General features: G+C 33.3%; 28 protein-coding genes. 4 read left to right on the top strand and 24 right to left on the bottom strand.

All coding sequences use genetic code 11. The annotated features are described in order from the left end of the window. The 8 genes from BHF71_RS06310 to BHF71_RS06345 all read right to left on the bottom strand — a co-directional run. On the bottom strand, positions 1-261 hold a 261-nt coding region (locus BHF71_RS06310), incomplete at its 3' end, for a transposase (protein ID WP_141705345.1). Between the two features lie 130 nt (positions 262-391). After that, positions 392-2506 (bottom strand): PASTA domain-containing penicillin-binding protein, encoded by a 2115-nt coding sequence (locus tag BHF71_RS06315; RefSeq protein ID WP_069656829.1) that lies wholly within the window; start codon positions 2504-2506, stop codon positions 392-394. Positions 2507-2533: 27 nt separating this feature from the next. After that, on the bottom strand, positions 2534-2905 hold the full coding sequence (gene ftsL / locus BHF71_RS06320) for a cell division protein FtsL (protein ID WP_069656830.1): 372 nt from the start codon (positions 2903-2905) through the stop codon (positions 2534-2536). A gap of 11 nt (positions 2906-2916) precedes the next feature. Next, the gene (gene rsmH, locus BHF71_RS06325; protein ID WP_069656831.1) at positions 2917-3849 is read right to left on the bottom strand and encodes a 16S rRNA (cytosine(1402)-N(4))-methyltransferase RsmH; all 933 of its coding nucleotides are present in this window, start codon (positions 3847-3849) and stop codon (positions 2917-2919) included. A gap of 30 nt (positions 3850-3879) precedes the next feature. Continuing rightward, positions 3880-4311 (bottom strand): division/cell wall cluster transcriptional repressor MraZ, encoded by a 432-nt coding sequence (gene mraZ / locus BHF71_RS06330; RefSeq protein ID WP_069656832.1) that lies wholly within the window; start codon positions 4309-4311, stop codon positions 3880-3882. Positions 4312-4470: 159 nt separating this feature from the next. Next, positions 4471-5529 carry a heme b synthase gene (gene ahbD / locus BHF71_RS06335; protein WP_069656852.1) on the bottom strand — a complete coding sequence of 353 codons (1059 nt, stop codon included), beginning with the start codon at positions 5527-5529 and terminating at the stop codon, positions 4471-4473. A 55-nt stretch (positions 5530-5584) separates the two neighbouring features. Next, complete coding sequence (gene nirJ1, locus BHF71_RS06340) at positions 5585-6757, bottom strand: putative heme d1 biosynthesis radical SAM protein NirJ1 (RefSeq protein ID WP_069656833.1); 1173 nt, start codon at positions 6755-6757, stop codon at positions 5585-5587. 129 nt (positions 6758-6886) lie between these two features. Next, positions 6887-7258: a DUF3397 family protein gene (locus tag BHF71_RS06345; RefSeq protein WP_069656834.1), complete on the bottom strand. Its 372-nt coding sequence runs from the start codon at positions 7256-7258 to the stop codon at positions 6887-6889. A gap of 261 nt (positions 7259-7519) precedes the next feature. On the opposite strand from BHF71_RS06345, the gene BHF71_RS06350 reads away from it, so the two are divergent. Further along, complete coding sequence (locus BHF71_RS06350) at positions 7520-7981, top strand: N-acetyltransferase (RefSeq protein WP_425425395.1); 462 nt, start codon at positions 7520-7522, stop codon at positions 7979-7981. A 43-nt stretch (positions 7982-8024) separates the two neighbouring features. On the opposite strand, the gene BHF71_RS06355 is transcribed toward BHF71_RS06350, so the two are convergent. After that, complete coding sequence (locus tag BHF71_RS06355; RefSeq protein ID WP_069656835.1) at positions 8025-8666, bottom strand: RsfA family transcriptional regulator; 642 nt, start codon at positions 8664-8666, stop codon at positions 8025-8027. 193 nt (positions 8667-8859) lie between these two features. Continuing rightward, on the bottom strand, positions 8860-9219 hold the full coding sequence (locus BHF71_RS06360) for a Spx/MgsR family RNA polymerase-binding regulatory protein (RefSeq protein WP_069656836.1): 360 nt from the start codon (positions 9217-9219) through the stop codon (positions 8860-8862). Between the two features lie 325 nt (positions 9220-9544). On the opposite strand from BHF71_RS06360, the gene BHF71_RS06365 reads away from it, so the two are divergent. After that, entirely contained in the window at positions 9545-10267 is a 723-nt protein-coding gene (locus BHF71_RS06365; protein ID WP_069656837.1) for a helix-turn-helix transcriptional regulator, read from the top strand. A gap of 43 nt (positions 10268-10310) precedes the next feature. Here BHF71_RS06365 and BHF71_RS06370 read toward each other — a convergent pair whose 3' ends face one another. The 3 genes from BHF71_RS06370 to BHF71_RS06380 form a co-directional block, all read right to left on the bottom strand. Beyond that, positions 10311-11483 carry a class I SAM-dependent methyltransferase gene (locus BHF71_RS06370; protein WP_069656838.1) on the bottom strand — a complete coding sequence of 391 codons (1173 nt, stop codon included), beginning with the start codon at positions 11481-11483 and terminating at the stop codon, positions 10311-10313. A gap of 120 nt (positions 11484-11603) precedes the next feature. Continuing rightward, positions 11604-12221 carry an MBL fold metallo-hydrolase gene (locus BHF71_RS06375; RefSeq protein ID WP_069656839.1) on the bottom strand — a complete coding sequence of 206 codons (618 nt, stop codon included), beginning with the start codon at positions 12219-12221 and terminating at the stop codon, positions 11604-11606. 97 nt (positions 12222-12318) lie between these two features. Beyond that, positions 12319-13650, bottom strand: coding sequence for a PhoH family protein (locus BHF71_RS06380; protein WP_069656840.1), 1332 nt, complete (start codon positions 13648-13650; stop codon positions 12319-12321). 207 nt (positions 13651-13857) lie between these two features. Here BHF71_RS06380 and BHF71_RS06385 point away from each other — a divergent pair, with 207 nt between their 5' ends. Beyond that, complete coding sequence (locus BHF71_RS06385) at positions 13858-14460, top strand: YhcN/YlaJ family sporulation lipoprotein (protein WP_069656841.1); 603 nt, start codon at positions 13858-13860, stop codon at positions 14458-14460. A gap of 78 nt (positions 14461-14538) precedes the next feature. Here the strand turns inward: BHF71_RS06385 and BHF71_RS06390 are convergent, their stop codons facing one another. From BHF71_RS06390 to BHF71_RS06435, 10 genes are all read right to left on the bottom strand, one after another. Then, complete coding sequence (locus BHF71_RS06390; protein WP_069656842.1) at positions 14539-15546, bottom strand: LCP family protein; 1008 nt, start codon at positions 15544-15546, stop codon at positions 14539-14541. Between the two features lie 32 nt (positions 15547-15578). Continuing rightward, the gene (locus BHF71_RS06395; RefSeq protein WP_069656843.1) at positions 15579-15860 is read right to left on the bottom strand and encodes a hypothetical protein; all 282 of its coding nucleotides are present in this window, start codon (positions 15858-15860) and stop codon (positions 15579-15581) included. Positions 15861-15898: 38 nt separating this feature from the next. Next, entirely contained in the window at positions 15899-16735 is an 837-nt protein-coding gene (locus BHF71_RS06400) for a deoxyribonuclease IV (RefSeq protein ID WP_069656844.1), read from the bottom strand. Between the two features lie 176 nt (positions 16736-16911). Beyond that, positions 16912-18411 carry a leucyl aminopeptidase gene (locus BHF71_RS06405; RefSeq protein WP_069656845.1) on the bottom strand — a complete coding sequence of 500 codons (1500 nt, stop codon included), beginning with the start codon at positions 18409-18411 and terminating at the stop codon, positions 16912-16914. Positions 18412-18570: 159 nt separating this feature from the next. Beyond that, positions 18571-19056: a leucine-rich repeat domain-containing protein gene (locus BHF71_RS06410; protein ID WP_069656846.1), complete on the bottom strand. Its 486-nt coding sequence runs from the start codon at positions 19054-19056 to the stop codon at positions 18571-18573. Positions 19057-19137: 81 nt separating this feature from the next. Further along, positions 19138-19491 carry a DUF7957 family protein gene (locus BHF71_RS06415; RefSeq protein ID WP_069656847.1) on the bottom strand — a complete coding sequence of 118 codons (354 nt, stop codon included), beginning with the start codon at positions 19489-19491 and terminating at the stop codon, positions 19138-19140. A 660-nt stretch (positions 19492-20151) separates the two neighbouring features. Beyond that, complete coding sequence (locus BHF71_RS06420; RefSeq protein WP_069656848.1) at positions 20152-20430, bottom strand: hypothetical protein; 279 nt, start codon at positions 20428-20430, stop codon at positions 20152-20154. 402 nt (positions 20431-20832) lie between these two features. Then, complete coding sequence (locus BHF71_RS06425) at positions 20833-21696, bottom strand: 2-oxoacid:ferredoxin oxidoreductase subunit beta (protein ID WP_069656849.1); 864 nt, start codon at positions 21694-21696, stop codon at positions 20833-20835. 7 nt (positions 21697-21703) lie between these two features. Further along, positions 21704-23449 carry a 2-oxoacid:acceptor oxidoreductase subunit alpha gene (locus BHF71_RS06430; protein ID WP_069656854.1) on the bottom strand — a complete coding sequence of 582 codons (1746 nt, stop codon included), beginning with the start codon at positions 23447-23449 and terminating at the stop codon, positions 21704-21706. Positions 23450-23567: 118 nt separating this feature from the next. After that, a complete protein-coding gene (locus BHF71_RS06435; RefSeq protein ID WP_141705346.1) occupies positions 23568-24533 on the bottom strand; it encodes an NAD(P)H-dependent flavin oxidoreductase in 966 nt (321 codons plus the stop codon). Between the two features lie 229 nt (positions 24534-24762). Here BHF71_RS06435 and BHF71_RS06440 point away from each other — a divergent pair, with 229 nt between their 5' ends. After that, the gene (locus BHF71_RS06440; protein ID WP_069656851.1) at positions 24763-26232 is read left to right on the top strand and encodes an aminotransferase class I/II-fold pyridoxal phosphate-dependent enzyme; all 1470 of its coding nucleotides are present in this window, start codon (positions 24763-24765) and stop codon (positions 26230-26232) included. A 55-nt stretch (positions 26233-26287) separates the two neighbouring features. Here the strand turns inward: BHF71_RS06440 and BHF71_RS12315 are convergent. Then, positions 26288-26516 (bottom strand): transposase (locus BHF71_RS12315; RefSeq protein ID WP_084024083.1); only part of this gene is annotated, 229 nt, incomplete at its 5' end.

A 26516-nucleotide genomic window follows, 5' to 3' on the forward strand; every position in this document is an offset into this window, starting at 1 on the left:
GTTAGTTTCAATCTCCTTTATTGTTTGACGCATTGATCGAATGCCAAATATGTATTGAATGAATACCATTTTTATTAAAACAACAGGATCTATGCTTGGTCTGCCGTTATCTAAAGAATAGGTATCTTTAACCAAATCGTATATAAAGCTAAAGTCAATTGCTTGATCTATTTTCCTAACCAAATGATCCTCTGGTACCAGATCCTCTATTGATACTAATTCAACTTGAGTTCTCACATCTTCCTTACGTTTTGTTAACATATTTCTCCCCTCACAAGATATTTATTACAATATCTATTATACAAAAAAAGCTTGTAGATTTGTCTAAATAAAGACTTTGTCTACAAGCTGAAGTCACTCTTGTGACTTTTCATAGTGATTTTTTTGTTCATTATTTATTTAAAACATTGGCCGGGTCTTCTAAAATAAGTTCGATCTCTTGACCATCATAAATTGAATTCGGCTCAATACTTTGTCTAACAACAATCCCATTACCATTTACTTTTACCTTAATATCTAGAGCATAGCTGTATTCTAATGCCTCTCGTAAAGATTTACCCCTAAAATCGGGTACCCTTATTTTATCTTTAGAACTAGTAATCAAATAAATTCTTGTTCCTCTAACAACTTTTGATCCAGGCTTAGGATATTGCTCTAGTACAAAACTTCCATCGCCGATCACAATTGGTAATAATCCCAAATCAGATAATTCTGTTTTACTATTTACAATCGGCTGTTCAATGTAATCTTCAAGCAAAAAAGTTTTATCATTTTTTTCCTCAACCTTATTTTTTGAATCCATTGGGACTTTCAAATATCTTAGGCTATTTTTCATGATATCCTTAAATATTGGAGCAGCAATCGTACTTCCATAATAAGGGATGTTTAAGTCTGGTTCATCTACTACTACATAAATCAAAAGTTTAGGATCATTGGAAGGAGCAAAACCTATATACGAAACAATATATTCATTTTTTAGATATTTACCATCTGCACCAATTTTTTGTGCAGTACCCGTCTTACCGGCCACATGATATCCTTCAATATATCCGGGTTTTTGACCGAATTTAACAACTTCTTCTAATATCTCTTGAACTTTTTTAGCAGTTTTTTCTGAAATAACTCTCTTTTTTACAACGGGTACTTTTTTCTGTATCATTTCACCGCTTTGAGAATCTTTAATTTCCTTAACAATGTATGGCGTCATTAGGTAGCCACCATTAGCTACAGCAGAAACAGCCATCACCTGTTGAATAGGTGTTACAGCTACACCTTGTCCAAATGAAATAGCTGCTACATCAAGAGGATATGCATCATTTACATCTTTCATAATTCCAGATGATTCACCATTTAAATCAATTCCTGTTGGTTGTCCAAACCCAAATTCATCAATATATGAAAACAACTTCTCCTTACCTAACATTTCATAACCTAGTTTTACAAAGGCTACATTACTAGATCTTTTAATACCTTCTAAATATGTGATTTTTCCCCAGCCTTTTCCGTTATTATGGTCCCTTATTACTCCACCTGGTACCTTAATACTTCCAGACATATATGTTGCGTTTTCATCAAATTTACCTTCTTCAATTGCCGCTGCCAAAGTGATGATCTTAAAGGTTGATCCCGGTTCAAAAAGATAATTGATCGTATAGTTGCGATAATCTTTTATCCCCCAATATTTATTAGGATTATAATTGGGACGATTTGCCATTGCTAATATTTCCCCTGTTTTTGGATTAACAACTATAGCGACCATTTTTTTAGGATTATATTTTTTTTCCGCTTTATCAAGGGCACTCTCAACATACTGTTGTATCGTTTTATCAATGGTTAGAATTATGTCTGCACCATCTTTGGCAGGTTGAAATAGCATTTCTCCATCTGGTAGTTCGTAACCCTTTAAATCTTTCATAACCATCATTTGTCCTTGTTTACCAGTTAACAATTGATTATAATATCGTTCGATCCCCATTACAGCCTCATTATCATAATTGACAAAGCCAAGGACATGAGAAGCTAGAAAATTATTAGGATAGTATCTTTTTGTCTCTTCTTTCAATAAGATGCCTGGAAGTTCTAAAGCCTTTATTTTATCAGCTATTTCTTTATCAATTTTCCATCCGCCAGGACGTATTTCCACTTGGTAAGCATCTTTTGTTAAAAGGGAATAAAGTACATTTTCTTTCATATTCAATATCGGAGCCAATTGTCTAGCAGTAAGATTTGGATCAGTCACATGATTGGAATAATCTTTAGATAATATTGCTACAACAGTGTATGCGACAGCATTATAAGCTAATATTTCACCATTACGATCTAAAATTTTTCCCCTTTTAGGCTCTAAAATTGTAGAGCTATTCCAAATATTTTTTGCCTTTAGTTTTAGATTTGGAGCTTCAATAGCTTGGATATAAAATGTCCTAAATATTAATAAAAAAAAGAGAAGGGTAATAAAAACCCCCATAAATATCGTTCGTTTATTAACTCTTTGCTTAAAAGTCATAATCACTTCCTCCGGCAAATCAGACAATCAGTTAATAGATTGTGATATTACGATAACCTGTTCTTCATTTAAAGTCATCCCTAGTTCATTTTGAGCGATCTCCAATATACGTTCAGGTGAACTTAACTCCGCAATCTTCATTTGTAAAATTTCATTCTGATGATTTATATCTGCAATTGACTTTTCTAACTTTTGGACAGTATAGTTGTACTCAGCAATCTGAGCATAACCTGATATTACAACACTTGCTACAATAGCTATAAAAAGGATCGAAAACAGATAAAATAATTTTTCAGAAGCAGGTATAGACTTCTTTTTTGTCTTCTTAATTATCCTTTTATTTTTATAATCTTTATCTTGAAATTGAACTGCTAAATTCCCATTTGTATACGGAGTCATAATGGTTCCCCCTATAACTTTTCTGCTATCCTTAATTTCGCTGAACGAGATCTTGGATTCATCTCGATCTCATCTATGGAAGGGATAATTGGTTTTTTAGTAATTATTTTAATCTTAGGTGTTTGATTACAGGTGCATACCGGAAAATCTGGAGGACAGATACACCCACTGGCATGGTCCGAAAATACTTTCTTACATATCCTATCTTCAAGTGAGTGGAATGTAATCACACTCACTCTTCCTCCAGGTTTTAAAACTCCTATCGCGTCAATTAATGCCTGTTTAAATACATTTAGTTCATTATTTACAGCTATTCGTATTGCTTGAAAAGTTCTTTTTGCAGGATGGGGTCCTGACCTCCTTGCAGGTGCAGGAATAGAGTTTTTAATAATTTCCACCAATTCTCTTGTTGTCTCTATCCGCTTTTCTTTTCTATACTGAATAATATTTTTCGCTATTCTCTTAGAGAATTTTTCTTCTCCATACTGATAGATAATTTTTGCTATTTCTTCTTCATCCCAATTATTAACGATTACTTCGGCTGTCAGTTCACTACTTCGATCCATTCTCATATCTAAGGGAGCATCATGCTTATAACTAAATCCCCGTTCACCTTCATCCAATTGGGGAGAAGAAACTCCTAAATCGAATAAAACACCATCGACCTGTGAAATACCAATGTCTGATAATACATGTTTTAAATACCTAAAATTAGTCTTAATTAGTGATACCTTATCTTTGTATTCCTGTAGACGTTCCTTTGCAGCCTCAAGGGCAACATCATCTTGGTCTAGACTAATTAATCTTCCCCTCTCTCCCAACTTTGAGGCGATTAGAGATGAGTGACCTGCCCCTCCTAAAGTACAATCCACATAAATACCATCTTCCTTTATATTTAAACCATCTACTGCTTCTTGTAGTAGAACTGTTGTATGTTTGAACACCACGTTTACCTCCAAAAGGTTTATGAATTTCTATAAATCAAAATCAATGATCGTTTCGGCAATATCATTAAATGATGCCTCTGATTCCTGATAATAATTATTCCAATTACTTTTGCTCCAGATTTCCACTCTATTTGAAACTCCAATAAATATACATTCCTTGGATAATTCAGCATAATTCCTCAAATTCATCGGTATACTTACTCTTCCCTGCTTATCTACTTCACATTCAGTAGCCCCAGAGAAAAAAAATCTTGTAAACTTACGGGCATCTGACCTAGTGAATGGTAATGACTTTAATTTTTGTTCGATTTGTTGCCATTCACTTATCGGATAAACAAAAAGTGATTTGTCTAAACCTCTTGTGATTATAAAAGTATTCCCCAGTTCTTCTCGAAACTTTGCAGGAATGATGACCCGGCCTTTATTATCAATATTATGTTGAAACTCACCCATAAACATACCAAGTCACCCCATTTCATAACCAAAACAAACCACTTCCTACCACAATCCCCCACCTTGTTATCCCTTATTCTGCAAATCCAAAAAAAAATCCTGCTAAAATGCAGGATTTTTTTTAAATAAGACTTTTTTCACCGAATAGGACTAACTTACTAGCATCTATAGGAGGGTTGGTTGATAAATACAGTACGGTTCTTCAGCCATAAAATCTCCAGTCTCATAATACGCTCTAGCTCGACAACCTGAACAAACATTTTTATATTCACATATACCACATTTACCTTCAAGCTTTGATTGATCTCTAAGGACTTTAAATACAGGTGATTCTTCCCATATTTCTTGAACTGTTTGTTTATTTACATCACCAGCTTCAACTGGTAAATAACCACAAGGTTGAATTTTTCCCTTGTGAGAAATAAAGAACACCCCTGTACCCGCAAGACAACCCTTTGTCATTGCTGCCATACCATGAGTTTGGAATGTTACTTTTTCACCACGTTCCTTAGCTTTTTGTCTTATGATTCGGTAATAATGTGGGGCGCAAGTCGCTTTAATTTCTAATGGAACCTCCCTTGATTTTTCATAAAACCATTCAAGAACTTCCTCGTACTTTTGGGCAGGCAACATTTGATTATCTGATATTTGAACTCCACATCCAACTGGCACTAACATGAATAAATGCAAAGCTACAGCCTTTTGTGTAATAGCAAGCCTCAATATATCTTCTATTTCATCGACATTATGTTTACTTATGGTGGTATTAAATTGAACGTCTACACCTTCATCTTGCAAATATTTTGCACCAAGCAGTGCCCTATCAAATGAGCCTTCTATACCTCTAAAACCATCGTGAGTTTGTTTATTTGAACCGTCAATACTAATAGAAACCCTTCTTATACCTACTTCTTTAATCTTTTTAGCAATTTCTTGATCAACTAAAGTTCCATTTGTAGCCAATGCTACTTTTAATCCTTTTTGTACAGCATAATTAGCTATTTCAAAGAAATCAGGTCGATATAATGGTTCTCCTCCTGTTAATACCAATATTGGATCAGCAAAACTAGCTATCTCATCAATAACTTTGTATGCCTGTTCAGTAGATAATTCCTCTAAATTTCGATTAGGTTGTGCGGAAGCTCTACAATGAACACATTTAAGATTACACCCTTCGGTCAACTCCCAAAAAACTAATCGCGGAGTATACTGTTTATTGCTCATGTGGTGCACTTTTAGTTCCCCCTTATCCTTATACTGCAATTCTAACGCTTGTCTGTTAAAGCCCTATTTCCGCATCTGTTAAATAGCAAGCTGGATCAGACTCCCAAAAATCACCAGTAACTGCTTCCGCTCTTGTCCTAAAGTTACCATTACACACATCTAACCATTTACATTTTGAACATCTGCCCTTTAGTAATGGTTTTCTATTTTTTAAACCTCTAAGAATAGGATGATCTGAATTTGTCCATATATCTCCAAAATGTTGATCCCTAACATTACCAAACGTGTGGTTTTGAGTAAATTGATCCGGATGAACATATCCTCGATGATCAATATTAGCAATAGCTATACCCGTACGATTTCCACCATTTCTTTGCAACATCTCTAAAATAAAATCAGCATGCTCTTCATTTTGTTCTTTCATTTTTAGATATAAATAAACAGCATCAGCATGGTTATCAACTGTTAATATTTCTTTGTCTAAACCTCTTTGATGGAAATCTAAAGTTCTTGCGATTATTATATCTAGGGCACTTCTAGTTTCTTCGTGTGTTAGGTCTTGTTTCATCATCTCACTTCCACGACCAGAGTATACTAAATGATAAAAACAAGCCCTTGGTATATTTTCTTTTTCTATGAAATCAAAGATATCATCTAATTGAAGGTAGTTATGTTTATTTATTGTGAAACGCAAACCAACTCTTTGGCCTACTTCTAATAGGTTTCTAACTCCTTCTAGTGCCTTATCAAAGGCACCTTCATGTCTTCTAAAGGCGTCATGTTTTTCTCTTATTCCATCAAAAGATACGCCTACGTAGCCAACTCCAATTTCTTTAATCTTTTTTGCTAAAGTTTTATCAATCAATGTTCCATTTGTTGAGAACGTAACCCTAATCCCTTTGCTTATTGCATATTCGGCCAAGTCTAATATATCAGCTCTTATTAGCGGTTCGCCACCTGAAAGTAATAAAACTGGTACATTAAAATCAGCTAGTTGATCAATCATATTCCTTGCTTCTTCAGTAGTCAACTCATCCTCATACTTCTTTGGTTCAGAGTTAGCATAACAATGGATACAATTTAAATTACATGTTCTTGTCACATTCCATACTACAACGGGTCCATGATTTAAATGGGTTCCATTAATACGTCCAATCGAATGCTTACTATAACGTAATTTATCACCATAATTTTCAGAATTAGTTAATAGTTTTGATATTCCTATCAAGATGTCCCCTCCTACTATCATCATTCTCAAAAGCAAAAAAATAAGGTATTTAGACTATATGATTATCATTATACCTTAATTTTACTTATCTATAAATGTTATAAAGCTCTGGATTTCGAAAAATTAAACTTATATTTTAATGAATCTAATCAGTAGAAATATTAAATATGCTAAGCCAAAAAAGATAAAACTTAATTTTAAGGTTGAAAACAATATCTTCTTATAATTTAGATAACCTCTTATCTTCCACTGTAAAATTGCTAAGATGAAAGCAATAGATATTACTAATAGCAAATTCAAAGAAAAACTATATTTTAAGTTGAATAATATTTTAAGTTGTGCGGTAACTGCGCTAAATAGCAAGATGCTACTGAAATAAACTGAGAAATTGAAGGCACTTTTTTTTGTTTTGCCATAATAGATAAAACTATAATAAAATACTGGAAATGCGAGAAAAGGTACTGTAGCGATAATTGCATAAGCTTTAATAATCAGGTTCATAAAGATCGAACTCCTTTTAAATTTCAACATTTTTACATTATTAGACAAAACCTTATATTCACAAATCTCTAAATAAATATATTCGAAACAAGAAATAATTTATCCTGCTTTTTCACACTATTCATCACAACAGACTCTATTTCAATATTTTTTATTTTCTAAAAAGTCTAAATATATATATTACTTTTCAGAAGTTTATAGTATAATAATGAATAACAATTCATTTTTTGACAGATCAACTCTTGATAGGAGGCGGTATATATGACATTGTCGAAAGTAGTACCATTAAAAATCAATTACAAAACAATTGAAGATTTCAAGAAATTCCGAGAATATGGTCTAGAAGAACTGTCGATGCTTGAAGATCTTGAAGCAAATATGATTGAAGATGGTGCAAATTCTCCATTTTTTGGAGTTTACGATGATGAGAAACTTGTAGGTAGAATGAGTTTATATAAAGTAGAAGCTAAGTATGACAAATATTTTGATCCACCAGAAGGTTATTATGAATTGTTTAAATTGGAGGTTTTACCAGAATATCGAGGTAAAAGAATTGGTAGTATGTTAGTTAAGTACGCCAAAAGTTTAGGCCACCCTATAAAAACAAATGCCCGGAATGGATCCCGTAATTTTTGGCTAAAAATGGGCTTTTCGCCCGTTAAATATGATCCTATTCGTGATAGAGGAGAGAACCCTTATATATGGCATCCTGATGGTTTCTAAAAGTAATAAAGAGTGTATCCTTTGATGGGTACACTCTTCATTATTATTTATTGATTCGTTCTAAATTACCATTTGGATCCATCTTAAATATCGGCTTTGAATCAACTTCATCTTCATTTAAAAAAGCTAATTTTCTAGCTCGATCAATGATTTGAATCAATGCTTTGTAGTCTTCATTAACAACTTTATAATCAGATTCTAAATATTTAATTTTATTCCTTAATTCTTTGTTTTCCTCACGGAGTTGCTGAATCTCTTTGTTCTTTTCTTCTATTTCTTTTTCATATTTCTTGAAATTTTTATTTAATGATTTTTGCTTTTTCAAAAATCTAATGATAGTGTCAAAGGTAATAGATTCTAATTCACTATCAACTAAATCAGTTACTAATTCATTACTGAATTCATTTGTAATATTATTTGTAGTTTCGCTAAAAATGTTATTCGATGTTTTTTGATAGCCTCTTTTTTGTCTTTGAGCCTTTGCAATTTGAATTGCTGCCTCATATTTTTTTCGTACTAGACTGTTCCAACGAAATCCACAAGCTGCGGCAGTTCGATTAAGTTTTCGCCCAACTTCCTCAAATGCTGCTAATTGAGTGCTACCTTCACGAATATGTCTTAAAGTAACTTCAGCTAATAGTAAATCATCATCTTCACTCCATGCATCCTGTCTGTTTGCTACCATTTTAATTCCCCCCGTATTCTTTCGTATTAAATTTTATGCAAATAATAGTTTCCATAGAATAAAAACTATTATTTTTATATCCACTTTTAAAAATAGTTATACGAGGGGAACAAATTTTTTTCAAACGCAAATAATATTAAAACCATGAGAATTGCATTTCCCATGGTTTTCAAAATCTTATTTTTTATTGTAATCATGAAGCGAAATATTGCTCTAATGCGGGCTTATTATAACCAATCACGATGTTATTACCATCAGTTAGAATAGGCCTTTTTAAAAGACGAGGTTCTTTTGACAGCATCTCCAACAATTCACTAACCTTGAGATTTTCAATATCTACTTCTAGATTTTTATACATTCTACTACGTGTAGATAATATTTCTTCCAATCCATTAGAAGACTTCTTAATAATTTCCATCAATTCATCAACAGTTGGTGGATTTTTATAGAGATGACGCTCTTCGTATTTTATTCCTTTTTCAGATAACCATGCTTTTGTCTTCCTACAAGAAGTGCAACTTGGATATGTAAAAAACACAATTTTATTATCCATTTTACTCTCTCCTTCATTTAAAAAATTCACTAGTCTTGCTATAACAATATAGCCTGTACAATATATCTTAAGTTTGTAATTTTAGAAAATAAACTCTCTTACAAGTAATACGTATTAAGATTAAATAAAGTTTCATATAAAAAATTATTTTTCATATTTCCATATTTATTATATTATTAAAGTAAATACTACGTCAATAGTGTTTACTATGGCCTTAGAGCTTTAAAATAACACATTCAACAGTGAGCTAGTGTGCCTTAATCGTTTACTATCATAATTCAATATAATATAATTAAATCGACAGATGGAGAAAGGGGCATAAGCAGTGGAAAATGAAACATTGAAATTGACAAGTGTTTTAGCTGACCCTACGCGTTATTCCATATATAAACATATAGCTTCTATTAACAAGCCTGTTAATGTCCAAGAAATAGCTGAAAAATTCAAAATACATCCTAATGTAGCAAGATTGCATTTGTCAAAATTAGAAGATGTTAATTTACTTTTATCTAAAACTGAAAAAACCGGTCGGGGTGGTAGACCAAGTCGTGTCTATTCTTTATCTAATGAAGAAATATGTTTGCAATTTCCCGCAAGGAATTATCAATTATTAGCAGATATCGCTATTAAGTCCCTATTAGCATTTGGTAAAGAGGGTTTGCAAGTATTTAAAGAAATGGGAAAAAAATTCGGGAAAGATGCGGCAAAACAAGCGATAATAAAAGATGGTATCGGAACTGATAAGGATTCTCCACTGGATAAAAGGGTAGAAAGTATTGAGAATTTAATAATTTCTCAAGGTTTAAGACCTGAAATTGAGATTATTGATGAAAATATAATATCTTTTGGAGTTAACAATTGCATTTTCCATGGCAATTTTGATAATAAAAAAGATCCCCAAATTTGTTTAATGCATCAGTGTCTTTTTGAAGGAATCTTTGAAACTTACTTAGGAGAAATTGATTTTATTAAAGAATATACTAATCCAAACAGTGCTATTTGTTGCAAATATACAACTGTTGTATTATCAACAAGCCGCCATTCCTAATATAATTAGGTATGACGGCTGTTTATTTATCTTATCAAAACGATTAAAGGCCGTATTGTTTCCAAATATCCATTAAAAAGCGATATTGATGATTTCCAACATTTTTTTGCTGTAATAACACTTTAAATGTTTCTCCCATCTCCCCAGGTGTTATTAATTGTCTAATTGCCCGATTTAGTTTAAGATCCTCATCATTAAATATATCCCTACCATTTGAAATACCAACTTCCCTTAGGTAATTGAGGATTCCATTATTTAGTAAGAAATTACTTTGATGAGTAAACCAAATTGTCTCTAAACCAACTTCGCTTCCATAATTAATCAACGCTGTAAAGTTAACGTGAGTAGTGATATCTTGGTCACCAATATTTTGATATGGATTGTCATTTGCAGTATGTTTGTAATAACACATTAATGTTCCTTCATGACGATGACTAGCATACAGTTCTTCAGCTGGATAGCCATAATCTATCGTTAAAACATATCCCCGATTGAGAATTTTACCAACTGATTTAATCCAATCAACTGCATCTAAATTCACCTCAGTTGTTTGTCCTTCTTTAAGAGTGATACCCATGTCATCAAAATATTTTTTCAATCTATGATCACTTATCTCATCAATAATTTCCTTAAATTCTGATTCCTTCTCATCCCAAGTAACATATACTTCTTTAAGTTCTCCATTTTGCTGCCTGACTTTATATACTGGAAAAGCATCAACTAACTCATTTGAAAAAATTAGACCATTAAATCCTGAAAGAATTTCTAGATCATTTATCCACTTAACACGGTCCAAGTGGTCACCTAACATAGCCTTTTGTATCTTTTCATGATAAGGACTGGTTTCCAACATATAATATGTTAAATTATTATAGATTTTTTGATGTTCATCTCTTAACCCATCTAACACATCCCTAGCAAATCGTCCATTTCCCCCACCGATTTCCAAAATCGAAAATTTATTGTCATTAGTCGTATATGGTAAAAGTTCGACAAAGTTATTTGCTATCGTATAACCAAAAACTGGTCCTACGGAGGAGCTAGTATAAAAATCTGCTTCTTTACCTATCTTTGTCCTGTCCTTTGTATAATATCCCAATTCTTTCTCATATAAAGCCATCTTCATAAAATCATAAAATCTAATCCGCTTTTGTGGTTGTTCTTGTATGATACCTATTATCTCTTTTGCTAGCTTTGTTAACTGGCTATTTACCATGACTACTTCCCCTTTGCTAAAATATAATCTACTCCATTCCATTAATATTTTAACATCATTTCTGTCATTACTTAATCTAATAAATTAACTAAATAAGTTTATCTTTTTAGAATAGTAATCTTAGATAAATGGATTACTATTCTTCTCCTTTCCAATTGAAGTCTCATTTCCATGTCCCGGGAAAACAATTGTATCATCAGGCAAAACAAATAATTTTTCTTTTATTGAATTTAGCAACTGATCAAAATCTCCACCATATAAATCTGTTCTACCAATTGAGTTTTCAAATAATGTGTCACCACTAAATAGATAAGGTTTGATATAATATGTAATTCCTCCTGGAGTATGACCAGGTGTGTGAATAGCCTTAATCTTAAAATCAGCGATTTTTATTTCAGAATCATATCCAATCAAATTATCTGCCGGATTAACTATGACTTTTCCATAAAAAGGAAAATGCTCCGAACCATTCAATGCGGGATCAGAAAGCCATTTATTTTCATCAGTATGTACATATACAGGCACATCGAATTTTTCTCTAATTCCCTCAACTCCACCAATATGGTCCAAATGGGTATGGGTTAATAATATCGCCTTAAGTCTTATTTTCTCTTTCTCAATATATTCCTCAATCATCTTCGGAGAAAAACCAACATCAATTAATACTCCCGTCTGATTTTTGATGAGTAAGTAGCTATTTACAGCAAATTCGCCTAAAACAAAACGCTTTATTTCCATTTTCGAAGCCCTCCATAATTTTGATCTTAATCTCTATAATAACTCAAGTCTATACGCTAAAAGAACCGAAATAATCGGTTCTTTGCTATTGATAATATTATAATAGATCTGCTGCCAGTTGGGCTAGCTTTGATCTTTCTCCTTTTCTCAATTCAATATGCCCACTAATAGCTTCTTGTTTGAATCTTTCCACAACATATGTTAATCCGTTATTTAATGCATCTAAATAAGGATGATCAATTTGGTCTGGATCCCCCATTAATACGATCTTACTTCCTTCCCCTACCCTTGATATGATGGTTTTCACTTCATGCTTAGTCAGGTTTTGAGCCTCGTCGATAATTATGAATTGATTCGGAATACTCCTGCCTCGAATATATGTCAAGGCCTCGACTTGAATACTGCCAATGCCCGCCAATATCTTATCTAACTCTCCTGGCTGTTTAGCATTAAAAAGGTATTCTAAGTTATCATAAATTGGTTGCATCCACGGTCGCAGCTTTTCTTCTTTTACTCCTGGCAAATATCCTAGATCTTTTCCCATCGGGATAATTGGCCTTGCTACCAATAACTTATGATAAACCTTCTCATCCTCCACTTTGTATAATCCAGCGGCTAAAGATAACAATGTTTTCCCAGTTCCTGCTTTACCAGTAATGGTTATTAGTGAGATATGGTCATCCATTAGTAATTCTAAAGCCATCCTTTGTTGTACATTTCTTGGAATTATTCCCCAAACTGCTTCATTTATTCTAAATGATTCGATACTAGTTTTTTGATTGTTAACCTTTGCAATTGCAGATTTGTTAGAACCGAACTCGTCTTTTAGTATATAAAATTCATTTGGGTTAACTAAGTTGAAATTTAGTCCTAATTTCTCAAATGAAATTGACTTTTGTTCAAAAAAGTCATCAATAATCGAAGGTTTTACCATTAATTCATAAAATCCAGGATAGATTTCTGTATCTGAAACCACCCGATCAGACAAAAAATCTTGAGATTCTAAGCCAAGTGCATCTGCTTTTACCCGAACCATCACATCTTTGCTAACCAAAATAACAGGCTTACCAGATTCTTTTTCTTGTTCTTGTAGATGCAAATTCATCGCTACCGCTAAAATACGATTATCCCTAGTTAGTTCTCCAAAATGTTTTTGTAGTTTGATAAAGGATTGGTTATTAAGCTCTACCCTCAATATTCCACCGTTATCTAATTTAACTCCAGAATGCAATTTACCACTTTCTCTTAACTTATCTAACAATCTAGATACATATCTGGCATTTCTCCCCACTTCATCGATAAATCTTTTTTTTGAATCCAACTCTTCCAATACTACAGCCGGAATAATAACCTCATTTTCATCAAAAGTAAATATGGACCGGGGATCCTGCAATAGTACATTAGTATCTAAAATATATATTTTCTTCAAATTTTCGCCTCCTAGATTTTTTTATTAAACCTCGGACAAGCTTTATTTTTCAGAAAAATATTTTCAATTTCTTGATATAGGCCTTAAGATATGTGAACTTTAGTACATTTATATGCAATCATCTATATAGATATTGTTAAAAAATACATTGTTTTATTTTTACTGGTTATACTATGAAATGAAATTAGATTACGAAAGGTGATATTAATGTTTAAAAAATTAATAGTAACAGTTTTATTTTTGGCAGCTATCCTAAGCGGTTGTCAAGTTACTAATAAACCGCCCGCGAATGAAAGTGCACCACCAAATAAAATGATCAAACAATCTGAAAATGTTCCACAAACAGCACCTGAACCTAAAAGAAATAGAAATCCTGAGGCAGTAGCCCACCGTTTAGCTAGTTTGGCAGTTCGTATTCCTCAAGTTAATGACGCTACCGTAATCGTATTTGGCAAATATGCAATTGTAGGAATCGACGTTGACGCTAATCTTGATCGATCCCGCGTAGGTACAATCAAATATTCTGTTGCTGAAGCACTAAAAGAAGACCCATTAGGTGCTAATACTTTGGTAACTTCAGATCCCGATATCGTTCAACGCATTCGTGAGATCAATGCTGATATTAAAAAGGGACATCCTATAAGAGGCTTTGCAGAGGAACTATCTGATATCGTAGCAAGGATAATGCCTCTTGCACCTAAGAACGTTGAGAAAAAAGAAGAACCCCCATCAAAGAAAAACCAAAAGCAGTTAAACCAAACGAAAGACCCTAAAGCTACTAGGAAAGACCTATTCCAACCAAAAAAATAATCGAGTAGAAGCTGAATAAATAATTGTTCAGTTCCTACTCGATTCAGAAAATATTTTGTGAATAAGTCAGCAGTTATGCTATTCTTTTGTAAATTCTTTAGTTTGCTCAAAAGCTTTTTTTAATTCTTTTTGAACCCTTTCAAGTTCACTTGGTTCAATAATTACGTAAGGATTTTTCCAGTATGATTGCATATTGATAGAGTTAATATCATCCTTACTAATCCTTTTGTATTTCCAAAAAATCTCTTTCATATCCTTCGGAGTTAGGTTTGTTTTTATATGATCACCAACAATCTCTAAGATATCAAAAATACTTGTTACTCCTCCGATCGAAGCCAGTTTATCTACAAATGCTTTAATAATCTTTTGGTGTCTTTCATTTCGTTCAAAGTCATTTGAGTCTTTTCCATTTGATGACTTTCGAAAACGAGCATAGTCTAAAGCCTGTTTACCATCTAAAATCTGTAAACCCTTCTTTAAATTAATGTTTGTATTATCCGCTTCGGAATAATAATACATATCCCGTTCTACATCTACCTCAATACCACCCAATTCGTCGATTACCATTTCAAAACCTTTAAAATCAATCTTAACGTAATAATTAATTGGTATTCCAAAATATTCAGAAAGGGTATCCATCAAAAGTTGAGGGCCACCTTTTGCATAGACTCCATTTATTTTACCAACCCCATACCCAGGAACTTCTACCTTAAAATCCCTAGGTATAGATAAAAGACTAACTTTATACGTTGTTGGATTAAAAATTCCGATAATCAATGCATCAGTGTTCCTACTACCGGTTTGTGGTCGATAGTCCTGTCCAACTAATACCACTGCAAAAGATTGATCAACCAATTTTTGTTCATTTTTTTGCTTATTTGACTCTTCTTTGGAAATAGATAAATTGTTGGTCGAAGGTTCATATATCTTCTCAGCTATATTATTAACTCGCCAATATGCATAACCTGTAAATCCTGACACTATCAAGATAACAAAAATTGAAAAAAAGAGCAGCAAATTTACCTTTTTCTTACTTTTTCTCTTTTTCACACGACTTAAATTTCTGTGTTTACTTTTTTTATTCAATTCTGTGCACTCTCCCTAAAACATGAGAATATTTATTTTTCTGTATTCAACCCGACAGTAAGTAAATTATTTTCGATATCTGATATCAATTTTTCTACTAAGTTCCTATCAAACGTCTTCTTTTCTTCCTTTCCATCCTTCTCATATATGACTGTATACATTAATGGATCTCGCTCATATCTTATACTTGATATTTGAAATTTCGTTGACAACATCCCTCTAAAAATATCCATTGTTTCTTTTGCGGCTAAATCATCTGGTCTTGCTTCAAATACAACTGCTATTTGTAACCAATTATAAATCGCATCTTCCATCGTCAAAAATTCCCCCTAAGCATAACTTATGAAATTTATCATATTGAAGAAGAAAGCTCGCGTAAATAAACAATCTCGTCCTTATACTCTTCTTCTTTTTCAACAGGTGTTTCTAGGATAAATGGTATATTATTAAGTTTTTCACATTGTAAAAATTTTTGCAATGCCTTTGAACCAATTTCACCTTGACCGATCTTTTCATGACGATCTTTTCTGCTACCAAAAGGTGCTTTACTATCGTTGAAATGGATAACCTTAAGGTGTTCTAAATACCCGATTTCTTCAGCTGATTTAATAAACTCTTCAAAGGTATCTTCATTCCAAAGTCCCGCTGCAAAAGCATGACAGGTATCAAAGCAAAACCCAATTTTTTCTGGGTATTTGGTCCGTTTTCGAATATCCACTAAAGTCTGTAAATCAGTTCCCAATTCGGTACCTTGACCAGCAGTATTTTCCAATAATAATTGTACCGGTCCAGAGTATTGTTCAAGGATCAGATTTAAGGTGTCAACCATTTTTTCAATACCAGCCTCTTCTCCTTCTCCAACGTGCTTTCCACAGTGAACAACTGCCCCATACGCGCCATATGCTTCAGCAATATGTAGATCTTCAATAAGAGAACGAATCGTCACCTCACGCAAGTCATCCTTAGGGGTAGAAAGGTTGGTGATATATGGTGTATGACATACAACAGTCATATTATGACTTTCACAAAATTCTCTACCATTTTTAGCATCTTCGAAGTTTATCTTTTTAGATTTTAATCCCCTAGGATTTTTTGTGAAAATCTGAAATGTTTCTGCTCCTAGTTCATGGGCCTTTTCGGCAGCTTTTCTAAGCCCTTTGGCAACACTAACATGACATCCTATCTGCATCAAATCACCTTCTTTTTATTTCTAACAACTTGATTATCTATATATTTCTCAAGTTTATCGTTTTAATTACTTCATTAGAAAATTATAGACGCCTTCTAAAGGCGTCCTAATTCCAACAACTAATTATATTACTTAATCATTTATTAGACAAGAATATTGAATACTTGAGGAACACTCTAATTACCACTAAAACGCAAAACTAATGCAATCATTGTCCTTACGGCAACACCAGTTGCTCCCTTTGGATTTATTCCACTTGTTTTAGTTACATCGGATGTTCCTGCAATATCCAAATGAACCCAAGGAGTTTCACCAGCAAACTCTTTTAAGAACATTCCACCTTGAATTGCACCAGCAGGTGAACCAGCATCATTAACCATATCTGCAATATCACTTTCGATTAATTCAGCGTAGTCATCATCAAGTGGTAGTTCCCAAACTTTCTCTCCAGAAATTTTTGCTGCCGCTTTAACTTCCTCAGTCCAATCCATATTATTTGAAAACAAACCAATAATATGATGACCTAAAGCAGAAATGATTGAACCTGTTAAGGTGGCAACATCTACTAATTTTGTAGCTCCAAGATGTTTAGCATAAGATATAGCATCCGATAATATCAATCTTCCTTCAGCATCCGTATGTTTAATCTCTACTGTTTTACCAGAGAATGTTTCTACTACATCTCCTGGATGAACTGCCTCTCCAGAAACCATATTCTCACAAGCTGAAATAACTCCAATTACGTTTACATGCGGTTTTAACGCACCGATTGCATTGATGGCACCAAGGACAGCAGCTGCCCCTGCCATATCACCTTTCATTTCATCCATATTTTTATCTGGTTTTATCTGAATGCCACCGGAATCAAAAGTTATTCCTTTACCCACCAATCCAATCATATCTTTACTATCAGGTGCTCCTATATATTTAATTACAATCATTTTAGGTGGTTCAGTACTTCCCTTACTAACAGCTAAGAATGCACCCATGTTTAATTCTTCTAACTGTTCTTTTTCTAGTATGGATATTTCTAAATGATGCTTTTTAGCAATTTCTTTTGCTTTTTCAGCTAAGATTGTTGGTGTCATTTTATTAGCTGGTTCATTACTAAAGTCCCTAGCTAGATTTTGTGATTCTGCGAAAATTTCTCCCCTCACTACTCCAGCCTCAACTGCATCTATTGATATATCTTTAACAGAAATTATAACTCGTTCTATCTTATTTTCGATTTCGGTTTTTGTCTTATATGGCTTAAATTGGTAAGTACCAAGTACTATTCCCTCTACAACTGCTTGACCCAAATCGACTGGATTCCAAATATCCTTGTACTTCTGACTTACTGCTAAAGTTAATTCACTAACTCCAATCTCTTGGGCTTTTCTAGCTGCTATCGCATATGCAGATCTAGCCTTTTCTAAAGTAAGCTTCTCTTCCTTACCAAGTCCTAATACCAATACCCTTTTTGCGGGAATTTTACCCCAAGTATGCAGTAAAGTTACTTCGCCAAATTTTCCTTTTATCTCTTTTTCTGCGATTAATTGCGAAATACGATGATCCATTTTTTCATCTACTTCTTTTGCTAGACCTAGTAACATATCTTTATCTTCAGTATGGGTTATAATGATACAATCCGAAGCTAAAGTAGTTATAGGTTCTCTACTAATCTTAAATTGCATTAAATGACACCTCCACTTATACTTTTCCCCGTTTAATATTATATCAATTTATCAATACTAATTGAAACGTTTTCAAATCTTCTTTTTTAAAAAAAAGCTTTTAAATCCATTGATAAATTCCTATTTGTGGTTTGTATCTAAGTAGTAGATGGGGAGTGATTATCTTTTAAGTTCTAAGTATTCCTTTCCATTTAATGGGCTGTAATCATTTATCGGGTTGTTTCTTATATCTAGCTCAATTAAACTCGGCAATTTCTTTATTACACTAATATCGCTTATATTATTATTATCAACACTTAACTTCTCAAGGTACTCTAATTTTTCCAATAGTTTAATATCATTTATTTGATTTTTCCCTAAATACAATTGATATAAATTTAAATCACTCAATGCTGTTATATCAGTTATTTCATTTCCTTCCAATGATAATACATATAAATTTCTTAAATTACTTAAAGGATACAGGTCCTTTATCTTATTGTTGTTTATTGATAGATATTCTAGATTCTTCAAAACCTTTAGTGCATTTATCTTCTTTATTTTATTATTATTTAACCGCAATTCTTTCAAATTTGTTAATTTTCTTAAAATACTTATGTCTTCTATTTGATTATTATTTAATTCTAAATCCTCTAATTGAGACATCTTTCCTAACGAATCGATATCTAGAACACCTTATTTATAATTTTTATTAGCTTATAACCAGATAGTGCTGAATCTTTTTTTTTACCATCTAATACATTCTTTTTTTAACAATTTACCATTCGTGTGATTTACTACATATCTCATGCCAAAAAAATTGGTAACTGTTAAATTTCCCTCACTATTCAAATCAATAGAGATATAAGGGGTATTTTGAGTTATATTGAAAGCATCCTGAACACTCTGTATTCTCCAAGTGATATCTCCCAATAAACTAACTCCATATACATTATCTACCTTTTTTGAGTCTTTGGGGATCTGCAACAGGACAATACAAAAACCTTGAATAACTATATAGTCTTTAATTAAATACTCAAATACCTTTCTAAAGCTATTTGTTATTAATTCATTTCCACTAATTTTAATTCTATCTATCAATATATTTCCTCCTCTTTCTTTATCTCTCAACTTGTTTTGATGAAGCGATTATAAAAAAGTTACGATGTTGAAAGGTTCTTTTGAGCTTTTTTTTAAATCTTTATTCATTATTCTAAGGAGTTTATAATATGATCTATCTATCTTTATTTTTTATAGGTAAGGCACCGCTTGGCACGGTACCTTATTGCAATACGAAGTCTTTATCTTTGAATTTTAGTCCATGGTGGATGTTCGGTTTCAGCTTCTACTTTAAAAATGTAATCCCAGTTGGCTTCACGAAGTCCTTTTTTTGTATTATAGATTCCATATATACCACCACCTAAAAGTATTAAAGGTATAATCAACATTAATATGCTATTTAAATATAACTCAGGTATCGTCCAAAATGGTCATTGCTTTTCCCATTTCTTCTTTAATTCATTGATTTGTTTGTTAATCTTTGTGATAAGTATCGCTAGATTTTCCATATGCTTCTGCTACTTCTTTTCCAGATGCTATGCTTTCATGAATTTCTGATTTCATTTTGTAGACTTGCCAATATTTATCTCTTACTTTTATTTTTATTGTAACCTTGTATGTCTTGTAATATCCTCCACCTGAATCTACTACAATCTTTTTTCTCTCCCATTTCTTGTATCCAGACTTTACATTTTTCCTTACCTAAAAATATTCTTCTAAATATTTATCAATTTCAAAAATTATATCCCACAATTCATCATCGCGAACATAATGATCATTTTCGCCAAGCCATCTAACCAGCCCTCTAGGCGTACGCACTTGCTTTATAGTTTTATCCGTAGCAGATTGTAATATTTCATCTAAGTATTTTCTATACTCATCTAGAAATTCCTTGCCTATATCACTTTTATCTGGGTAAATTCTATCAATAACTTCTATTGCATTTTTAAGCTTCACTAATAAAATATCATATTTATCCATTTGATCTTACCTCCTTAATTGAAAAAGCTAACAGCCTTCAATAATCCAAGATGAACTGAATTCTTCACTAGTCTTGTTTTGATGAAGCGGATTATAGTTATGGGTAAAAGATGTTTGTTTAGGTATAATATACCTTTTTTTAATTTTTAATGTAATTATATTTGCAATAACAGGCTGTTTTTTTGCATTAAGCGAAAAAAATACGTCGAAATTTTTTGTCGATTAAATAAAAAGAACCCTTCATTTCAATCTTGAAAGGTTCAGTCATTTATGCTCTAAAAGGGGCAATGCGTACTGGGACATAACGGTTTTATATATATATATAGTTTTGCTTTTCATAAAAAATGATGTTGTTCAAAGAACAACACCAGATAAATTGTTTGGTCTATATATCTTTGATGATCATCTAAATAATGCTTTAAGTCGTTCACTCTCTTCTTTGGGTATGGTTAAATCTAACTTTGATGTTGGGGTTTTTGTTGCTCCGATCATCACTTCATGATAAGTTGGACGATCTTCTTGATAAAGAATACCCGTTACTATACTACCATGCCTGTCCAGAAATTCTAACGCGTGATATTTATTTGTGTAATCATAATCAGACTTTTCATCTAAATTTACAAGATGTTCCTTAAACCATTCAAAGGTATTGATTTTATTAAATGTGACGCAAGGACTAAACACATTGATATGAGAAAAGCCACGATGTTTGATGCCTTCTTCAAATATTCTGGTCATTTGATTAATGTCTCCAGCAAATGCTTGGGCGACAAAACTTGCCCCATTGATAATGGCTGTTTGAAGTGGGCGAAGTGGTTCTTCCGCTGAGCCATGTGGAGAAGTTTTGGATTTAAAGCCCTTTTGACTTACTGGCGAAGTTTGGCCAGTAGTTAAACCATATATATGGTTATCCATGACTATATAGGTAATATCAATATTTCTTCTTAATGTGTGCATAAAATGACCTACACCTATTCCATAGCCATCGCCGTCACCACCTGCTGCGACTACGGTTAAGTCATGGTTGGCCAATTTCACCCCGGTTGCCACAGGTAATGCCCGGCCATGCAAACTATGAACACCATAGGAATTAAAATGCTGACTTATCTTACTTGAGCAACCTATACCCGTAACTAAAACCATATTATCTGGTTCCAATCCTAAATTAGCTGCCGCTCTTTGTAATGCAGCTAAAACTGTATAATGTCCGCAACCAGGACACCAAGTCGGGTTCGTTTCGACTTTAAAATCCTTTAAAATCACCATATTTTTATCACACCTTCCTAATAATACCGTCAACAATTTCATTTACGGTAAATGGATTTCCATTATATTTTAGGATGCTCGAAAGTTTAACATGGGCACCGATCTCTAGTTGGATCAATTGCCTTAGTTGGCCAGTTGCATTATTTTCAATCACAAAAACTTTTTGCGCTTTCTCTACTTTTTCCTTGACTATATTACTTGGGAATGGATGTAATATTTTAAGTTGTAGATGAGCAACTTTTAATCCTTTTTCCTTTAATACCTTCTGTGCTTCATTTATCTGAGCATGAGTTGAGCCAAACCCTATAACCAGAGTTTCAAACTCATCCTCTTCTGAGTAATAAACCCCTAGTTCTTCGGGGTTGAATTGATTTAGTTTATGCATTCTTTTGTCCATCATTTTCATTCGCATTTCAACGTCTTCAGTTTCATACCCTGTTTCCTCATGCTCATTACCTAAAGCTACATAACGTCCATTTTTTTGCCCTGGAATCGAACGGGGAGAGATTCCAAATTCACTACTCAAATCATAACGCTTAAAAGTTCCCGTACCACTTTTCAATAATTCATCATCTTTTAACAGTAATCCTCGATCTATTTTTACCCGTTCAAAATCTAAATCAGTAACCGATTTCTTAGACATTCCCAAAAACATGTCTGTAGCCACTATTACTGGGCATTGATATTTTTCGGACAAATTAAAGGCATGTTGAATATAATAAAACGCTTCTTCAACGGTTGTTGGCGTTATTACTATTCTTGGTATTTCACCATGTGAACCATAGATTATCTCATTAATGTCTGATTGTTCAGTTTTTGTCGGTAAACCAGTAGCTGGACCTCCCCTTTGCACGTCTACTATAACTAATGGGGTTTCTGATATTCCGGCAAGACCTAAGGCCTCCATCATCAGCGATAAACCTGGTCCTGAAGTGGAGGTCATCGACCTTACTCCCGCAAAATTCCCTCCAATTGCCATCATACAAGCCGCTATTTCATCTTCTGCTTGAATGACTTTTCCTCCAAATTTAGGAAAATTAGCGATTGCGTTATACATTATTTCTGTAGCTGGGGTTATCGGATATGCCGCCAAAAAACGACATCCGGCATTTAATGCTCCAATACCTGTCGCTTCGTTTCCTGTCATAAATAAATTTTGTTTTTCTTTACCTTTTTTATCAGGTAAATCCAATTTAATTTCTGGGTAATTTTCCCTAAAATAATTGAAACCTTTCTGAATCGCCTCTCTATTTAAGTTTATAATCTTTTCTCCCTTTTTCTTAAAAATATCATCTATCACTTCAAGAAATGGAGTCACTTCCAATCCTACAGCTGCACAACTAGCGCCTGTTGCTACCATGTTCTTCATGATTGAGTTACCCAACTCTTTTGCAAAATCATATAGGGGGATTGGACACAGTGTTACTTTAACATTTTCGTCTGGGGTTTTTGCCTCAAATTTACTTGAATCATAAATTATAATCGAATTATTTTTTAATTCATAAAAATTTTCATCAATAGTTCTTTGATCAAAGGCAATTAAAATATCTAAATCATCTCCATGATAATTGATGGGTTCCGAAGAAATTCTAACCTTATAATTAGTGTGTCCTCCCTTAACAAGGGACATAAAATGCCGATAAGCAAATAAATAATATCCTAATCTATTCAAAGTGATTGCAAATATTTCACCTGTACTATCGATTCCTTCTCCTTGTGCCCCTCCTACTTTCCACTTTAAATCTTTCAACAGATTCACTCCTTTACTTTTTTGTGAACTAACGTTAATTTGCCCAATATTCGGCTTAATATTTCCTTATTTTTTAAGATTTATTTTGGACAAAAAAAAAAAAAAGAGGGTCAGAAAGACCCTAAATTCTATTCTGCCATTTTTCACTTATTTCTTCTGCCTCACTAATAATTCGTAAGAATAATTCCTTAACTGTAGGTATATCGCTGATTAATCCCATCACTTGTCCTGCCCAAGCATATCCTTTATCCATCTCACCTTGACGAATAGCAACCTTGTTATTATCACCACTTATTAGTGGTTGTAACTTCTCAAAATCAGCACCGTCCTGTTCTAGTTCAAGAATCTTTTCCGTAAGTGAATTTGCTATTGCCCTTGCGGGCGCTCCAAGCGACCTTTTAATTACTACTGTGCTCATTTCATCTTTTTCTATCAATTTCTTCTTGTAATTGTCATGGGCCAATACACATTCTTGTGTAGCTACAAATCTGGTTCCCATCTCTATCCCTTCTGCCCCTAAGGCCAAGGCAGCCATCATCCCTCTACCATCAGCAATACCACCACTAGCTATAACTGGTATTTTCACAGCATCAACAACCCTTGGAATTAATACAAAGGTACCTATATCATTCCTACCAATATGCCCTCCACCTTCTTGTCCAACTGCCATAATCGCATCCATTCCTAACTGTTCAGCCTTTATTGCTTGTCTAACCGTTGATACTAATGAAATTTTTTTAATATTTGTTCCCTTAATTCTTTCCAATACTGGTTGTGGATTACCACCTGTAATTGTAATCACTTCTACACTTTCATCAATAGCAACTTCTAAATACTCCTTCCACACATCATTATGGCGACTGATGGCAAAATTAACTGCAAAGGGATTTTTGGTAAGTTTTTTTGCTTTCCTAATCTCGTCTCTGAGATGTTCTTTTGATGGTAAAGTGACTGCGGTTATTTGTCCAAGTCCTCCTGCATTTGAAACTGCAGCTGCTAAGTTAGCGTCAGCCAAATAAGCAAGTCCTCCTTGAATGATCGGGTATTTGATTTTTAATAATTCAGTGATCCTTGTTTTCATCACAATCCTCCTAATGCGATAGTTATAAATTGTTTAAATAATTTTAATTTTCAAAATCATTAGCTTTTTTCTATTATAGCATTAATACTTTTCTCAGAATTATAAAATTTTTTATGCAAACAAAAGTTATAAAGTTTTTATTCAATGAAAAAACTTTTATTTTTTCTCTTGCAACTCAAAATAAACATGATATACTCTTTTTTGTTCGAAAACAGATTAGAAAGAGTGATAAATGATGGACCAAGATAAAACACCCTTATTTTCAGCATTAGTTGAGCACGCTAAAAAGAATCCTATACAATTTCATATACCAGGTCACAAAAAAGGTCAAGGAATGGATCAAGAATTCAAAGATTTTATCGGTTTAAATACTTTATCCATAGATTTAATAAATATTGCTCCTCTTGATGACTTACATTCGCCACATGGAGTGATTAAGGAAGCACAAGAATTGGCTGCTAAAGCCTTTTCAGCTGATTATACCTTCTTTTCTGTTCAAGGTACCAGCGGTGCTATTATGGCGATGATTATGTCAGTTTGCAATCCCGGAGACAAAATTATCATACCTAGAAATGTTCATAAATCAATTTTATCGGCGATAATTTTCGCTGGAGCAAACCCTATTTTTATCCATCCTGAAATGGATGAAAATATTGGTATTGCCCATGGAATTACCCCTAAATCCGTAAAAAGAGCATTAGAGGAACATCCTGACGCTAAGGCCGTTTTAGTAATAAACCCTACCTATTACGGTGTAGTGGCTAATCTCAAAGAAATAGTTAATCTAGCACATCAATATAATATCCCTGTGTTAGTTGACGAGGCCCATGGTGTTCATATCCATTTTCATGATAGACTCCCCCTTTCAGCTATGCAAGCTGGAGCCGATTTGGCTGCAACAAGTATGCACAAGCTAGGTGGTTCTTTAACTCAAAGCTCAATCCTTAACGTTCGTACTGGGCTAGTAGATCCAAAACACATCCAGACTGTAATGAGCATGTTGACCACAACTTCAACTTCTTATATCTTGCTCGCATCATTAGATGCCGCTAGAAGAAATTTAGCTATTAATGGTAAGAAATTATTGGAAGAGGCTATTAAATTGGCTAATTACTTAAGACGTAATGTTAATGAAATTCCTGGTCTCTACTCTCCCGGTGATGATATCTTAGGTACCGACGCAACTTTTGATTATGACCCTACTAAAGTATTGATTAGCGTAAAGGATTTGGGAATTACCGGATATGAAGTGGAGAAGTGGTTAAGAAGTGAATATAACATAGAGGTTGAATTAAGCGATTTATATAATATTTTATGTTTGGTAACAATTGGAGATAATTATCAAAATATCGATAAGCTCATTTTAGCTTTACAACGTTTGTCCCAAGAACGTTTTAATTATATAAAGACTAATCATGTTAAAGTTAATTTACCAAAAATTCCAGCCATTGCATTATCACCTCGTGATGCCTTTTATTCGGAAACCGACGTTATTCCCTTTGAGGAATCAGCTGGACATGTAATCGCTGAATTTATTATGGTTTACCCTCCGGGAATTCCTATTCTCTTGCCCGGTGAAGTTATCACCCAGGATAATATCGACTACATTAAACAAAATATTGCCGCAGGATTGCCCGTTCAAGGACCAGAAGATGAATCTTTGAAGACTATCAGAGTAATTAAAGAAAGAAAAGCAATATATTAGTTATATTTCATAAAAAAAGTCACCCTTTTGGGTGACTTCAGACTGAAGACTAACCTCATGCTAAATTACCTAGTATGAGGTTATTTTTGTCAAAAATGCTTAAAATCTTGGATGAAATAAAAAATTGAGAGCGATTCGGACGTCTCTTCCACGTCCAATTCGCTAGCTTTTTCAAATTCATGGCAGCAAAAACTAACATCGCCTGCATCGAGACTTTTTTCAAACCTCTTAACGTAGTCCAACGCAAACCATGTTTCTCTTTCATATCTGCAAATACTCTTTCT

It is taken from the genome of Vulcanibacillus modesticaldus (genome assembly GCF_001730235.1).
Taxonomy (GTDB): Bacteria; Bacillota; Bacilli; order Tepidibacillales; family Tepidibacillaceae; genus Vulcanibacillus; species Vulcanibacillus modesticaldus.

What these genes read in the sequence shown, in the direction of transcription:
- BHF71_RS06360 (WP_069656836.1), bottom strand. Translation starts at nt 9,219, where the DNA reads ATGGATAATAAAATTGTGTTTTTTACATATCCAAGTTGCACTTCTTGT.
- BHF71_RS06410 (WP_069656846.1), bottom strand. Translation starts at nt 19,056, where the DNA reads ATGTCTCAATTAGAGGATTTAGAATTAAATAATAATCAAATAGAAGAC.
- ftsL (WP_069656830.1), bottom strand. Translation starts at nt 2,905, where the DNA reads ATGACTCCGTATACAAATGGGAATTTAGCAGTTCAATTTCAAGATAAA.
- BHF71_RS06345 (WP_069656834.1), bottom strand. Translation starts at nt 7,258, where the DNA reads ATGAACCTGATTATTAAAGCTTATGCAATTATCGCTACAGTACCTTTT.
- BHF71_RS06425 (WP_069656849.1), bottom strand. Translation starts at nt 21,696, where the DNA reads ATGGTGATTTTAAAGGATTTTAAAGTCGAAACGAACCCGACTTGGTGT.
- BHF71_RS06400 (WP_069656844.1), bottom strand. Translation starts at nt 16,735, where the DNA reads ATGCAGATAGGATGTCATGTTAGTGTTGCCAAAGGGCTTAGAAAAGCT.
- BHF71_RS06385 (WP_069656841.1), top strand. Translation starts at nt 13,858, where the DNA reads ATGTTTAAAAAATTAATAGTAACAGTTTTATTTTTGGCAGCTATCCTA.
- BHF71_RS06370 (WP_069656838.1), bottom strand. Translation starts at nt 11,483, where the DNA reads ATGGTAAATAGCCAGTTAACAAAGCTAGCAAAAGAGATAATAGGTATC.
- BHF71_RS06420 (WP_069656848.1), bottom strand. Translation starts at nt 20,430, where the DNA reads ATGGATAAATATGATATTTTATTAGTGAAGCTTAAAAATGCAATAGAA.
- ahbD (WP_069656852.1), bottom strand. Translation starts at nt 5,529, where the DNA reads ATGAGCAATAAACAGTATACTCCGCGATTAGTTTTTTGGGAGTTGACC.
- BHF71_RS06315 (WP_069656829.1), bottom strand. Translation starts at nt 2,506, where the DNA reads ATGACTTTTAAGCAAAGAGTTAATAAACGAACGATATTTATGGGGGTT.
- BHF71_RS06350 (WP_425425395.1), top strand. Translation starts at nt 7,520, where the DNA reads ATGACATTGTCGAAAGTAGTACCATTAAAAATCAATTACAAAACAATT.
- BHF71_RS06405 (WP_069656845.1), bottom strand. Translation starts at nt 18,411, where the DNA reads ATGCAATTTAAGATTAGTAGAGAACCTATAACTACTTTAGCTTCGGAT.
- BHF71_RS06355 (WP_069656835.1), bottom strand. Translation starts at nt 8,666, where the DNA reads ATGGTAGCAAACAGACAGGATGCATGGAGTGAAGATGATGATTTACTA.
- BHF71_RS06375 (WP_069656839.1), bottom strand. Translation starts at nt 12,221, where the DNA reads ATGGAAATAAAGCGTTTTGTTTTAGGCGAATTTGCTGTAAATAGCTAC.
- mraZ (WP_069656832.1), bottom strand. Translation starts at nt 4,311, where the DNA reads ATGTTTATGGGTGAGTTTCAACATAATATTGATAATAAAGGCCGGGTC.
- BHF71_RS06395 (WP_069656843.1), bottom strand. Translation starts at nt 15,860, where the DNA reads ATGGAAGATGCGATTTATAATTGGTTACAAATAGCAGTTGTATTTGAA.
- BHF71_RS06440 (WP_069656851.1), top strand. Translation starts at nt 24,763, where the DNA reads ATGGACCAAGATAAAACACCCTTATTTTCAGCATTAGTTGAGCACGCT.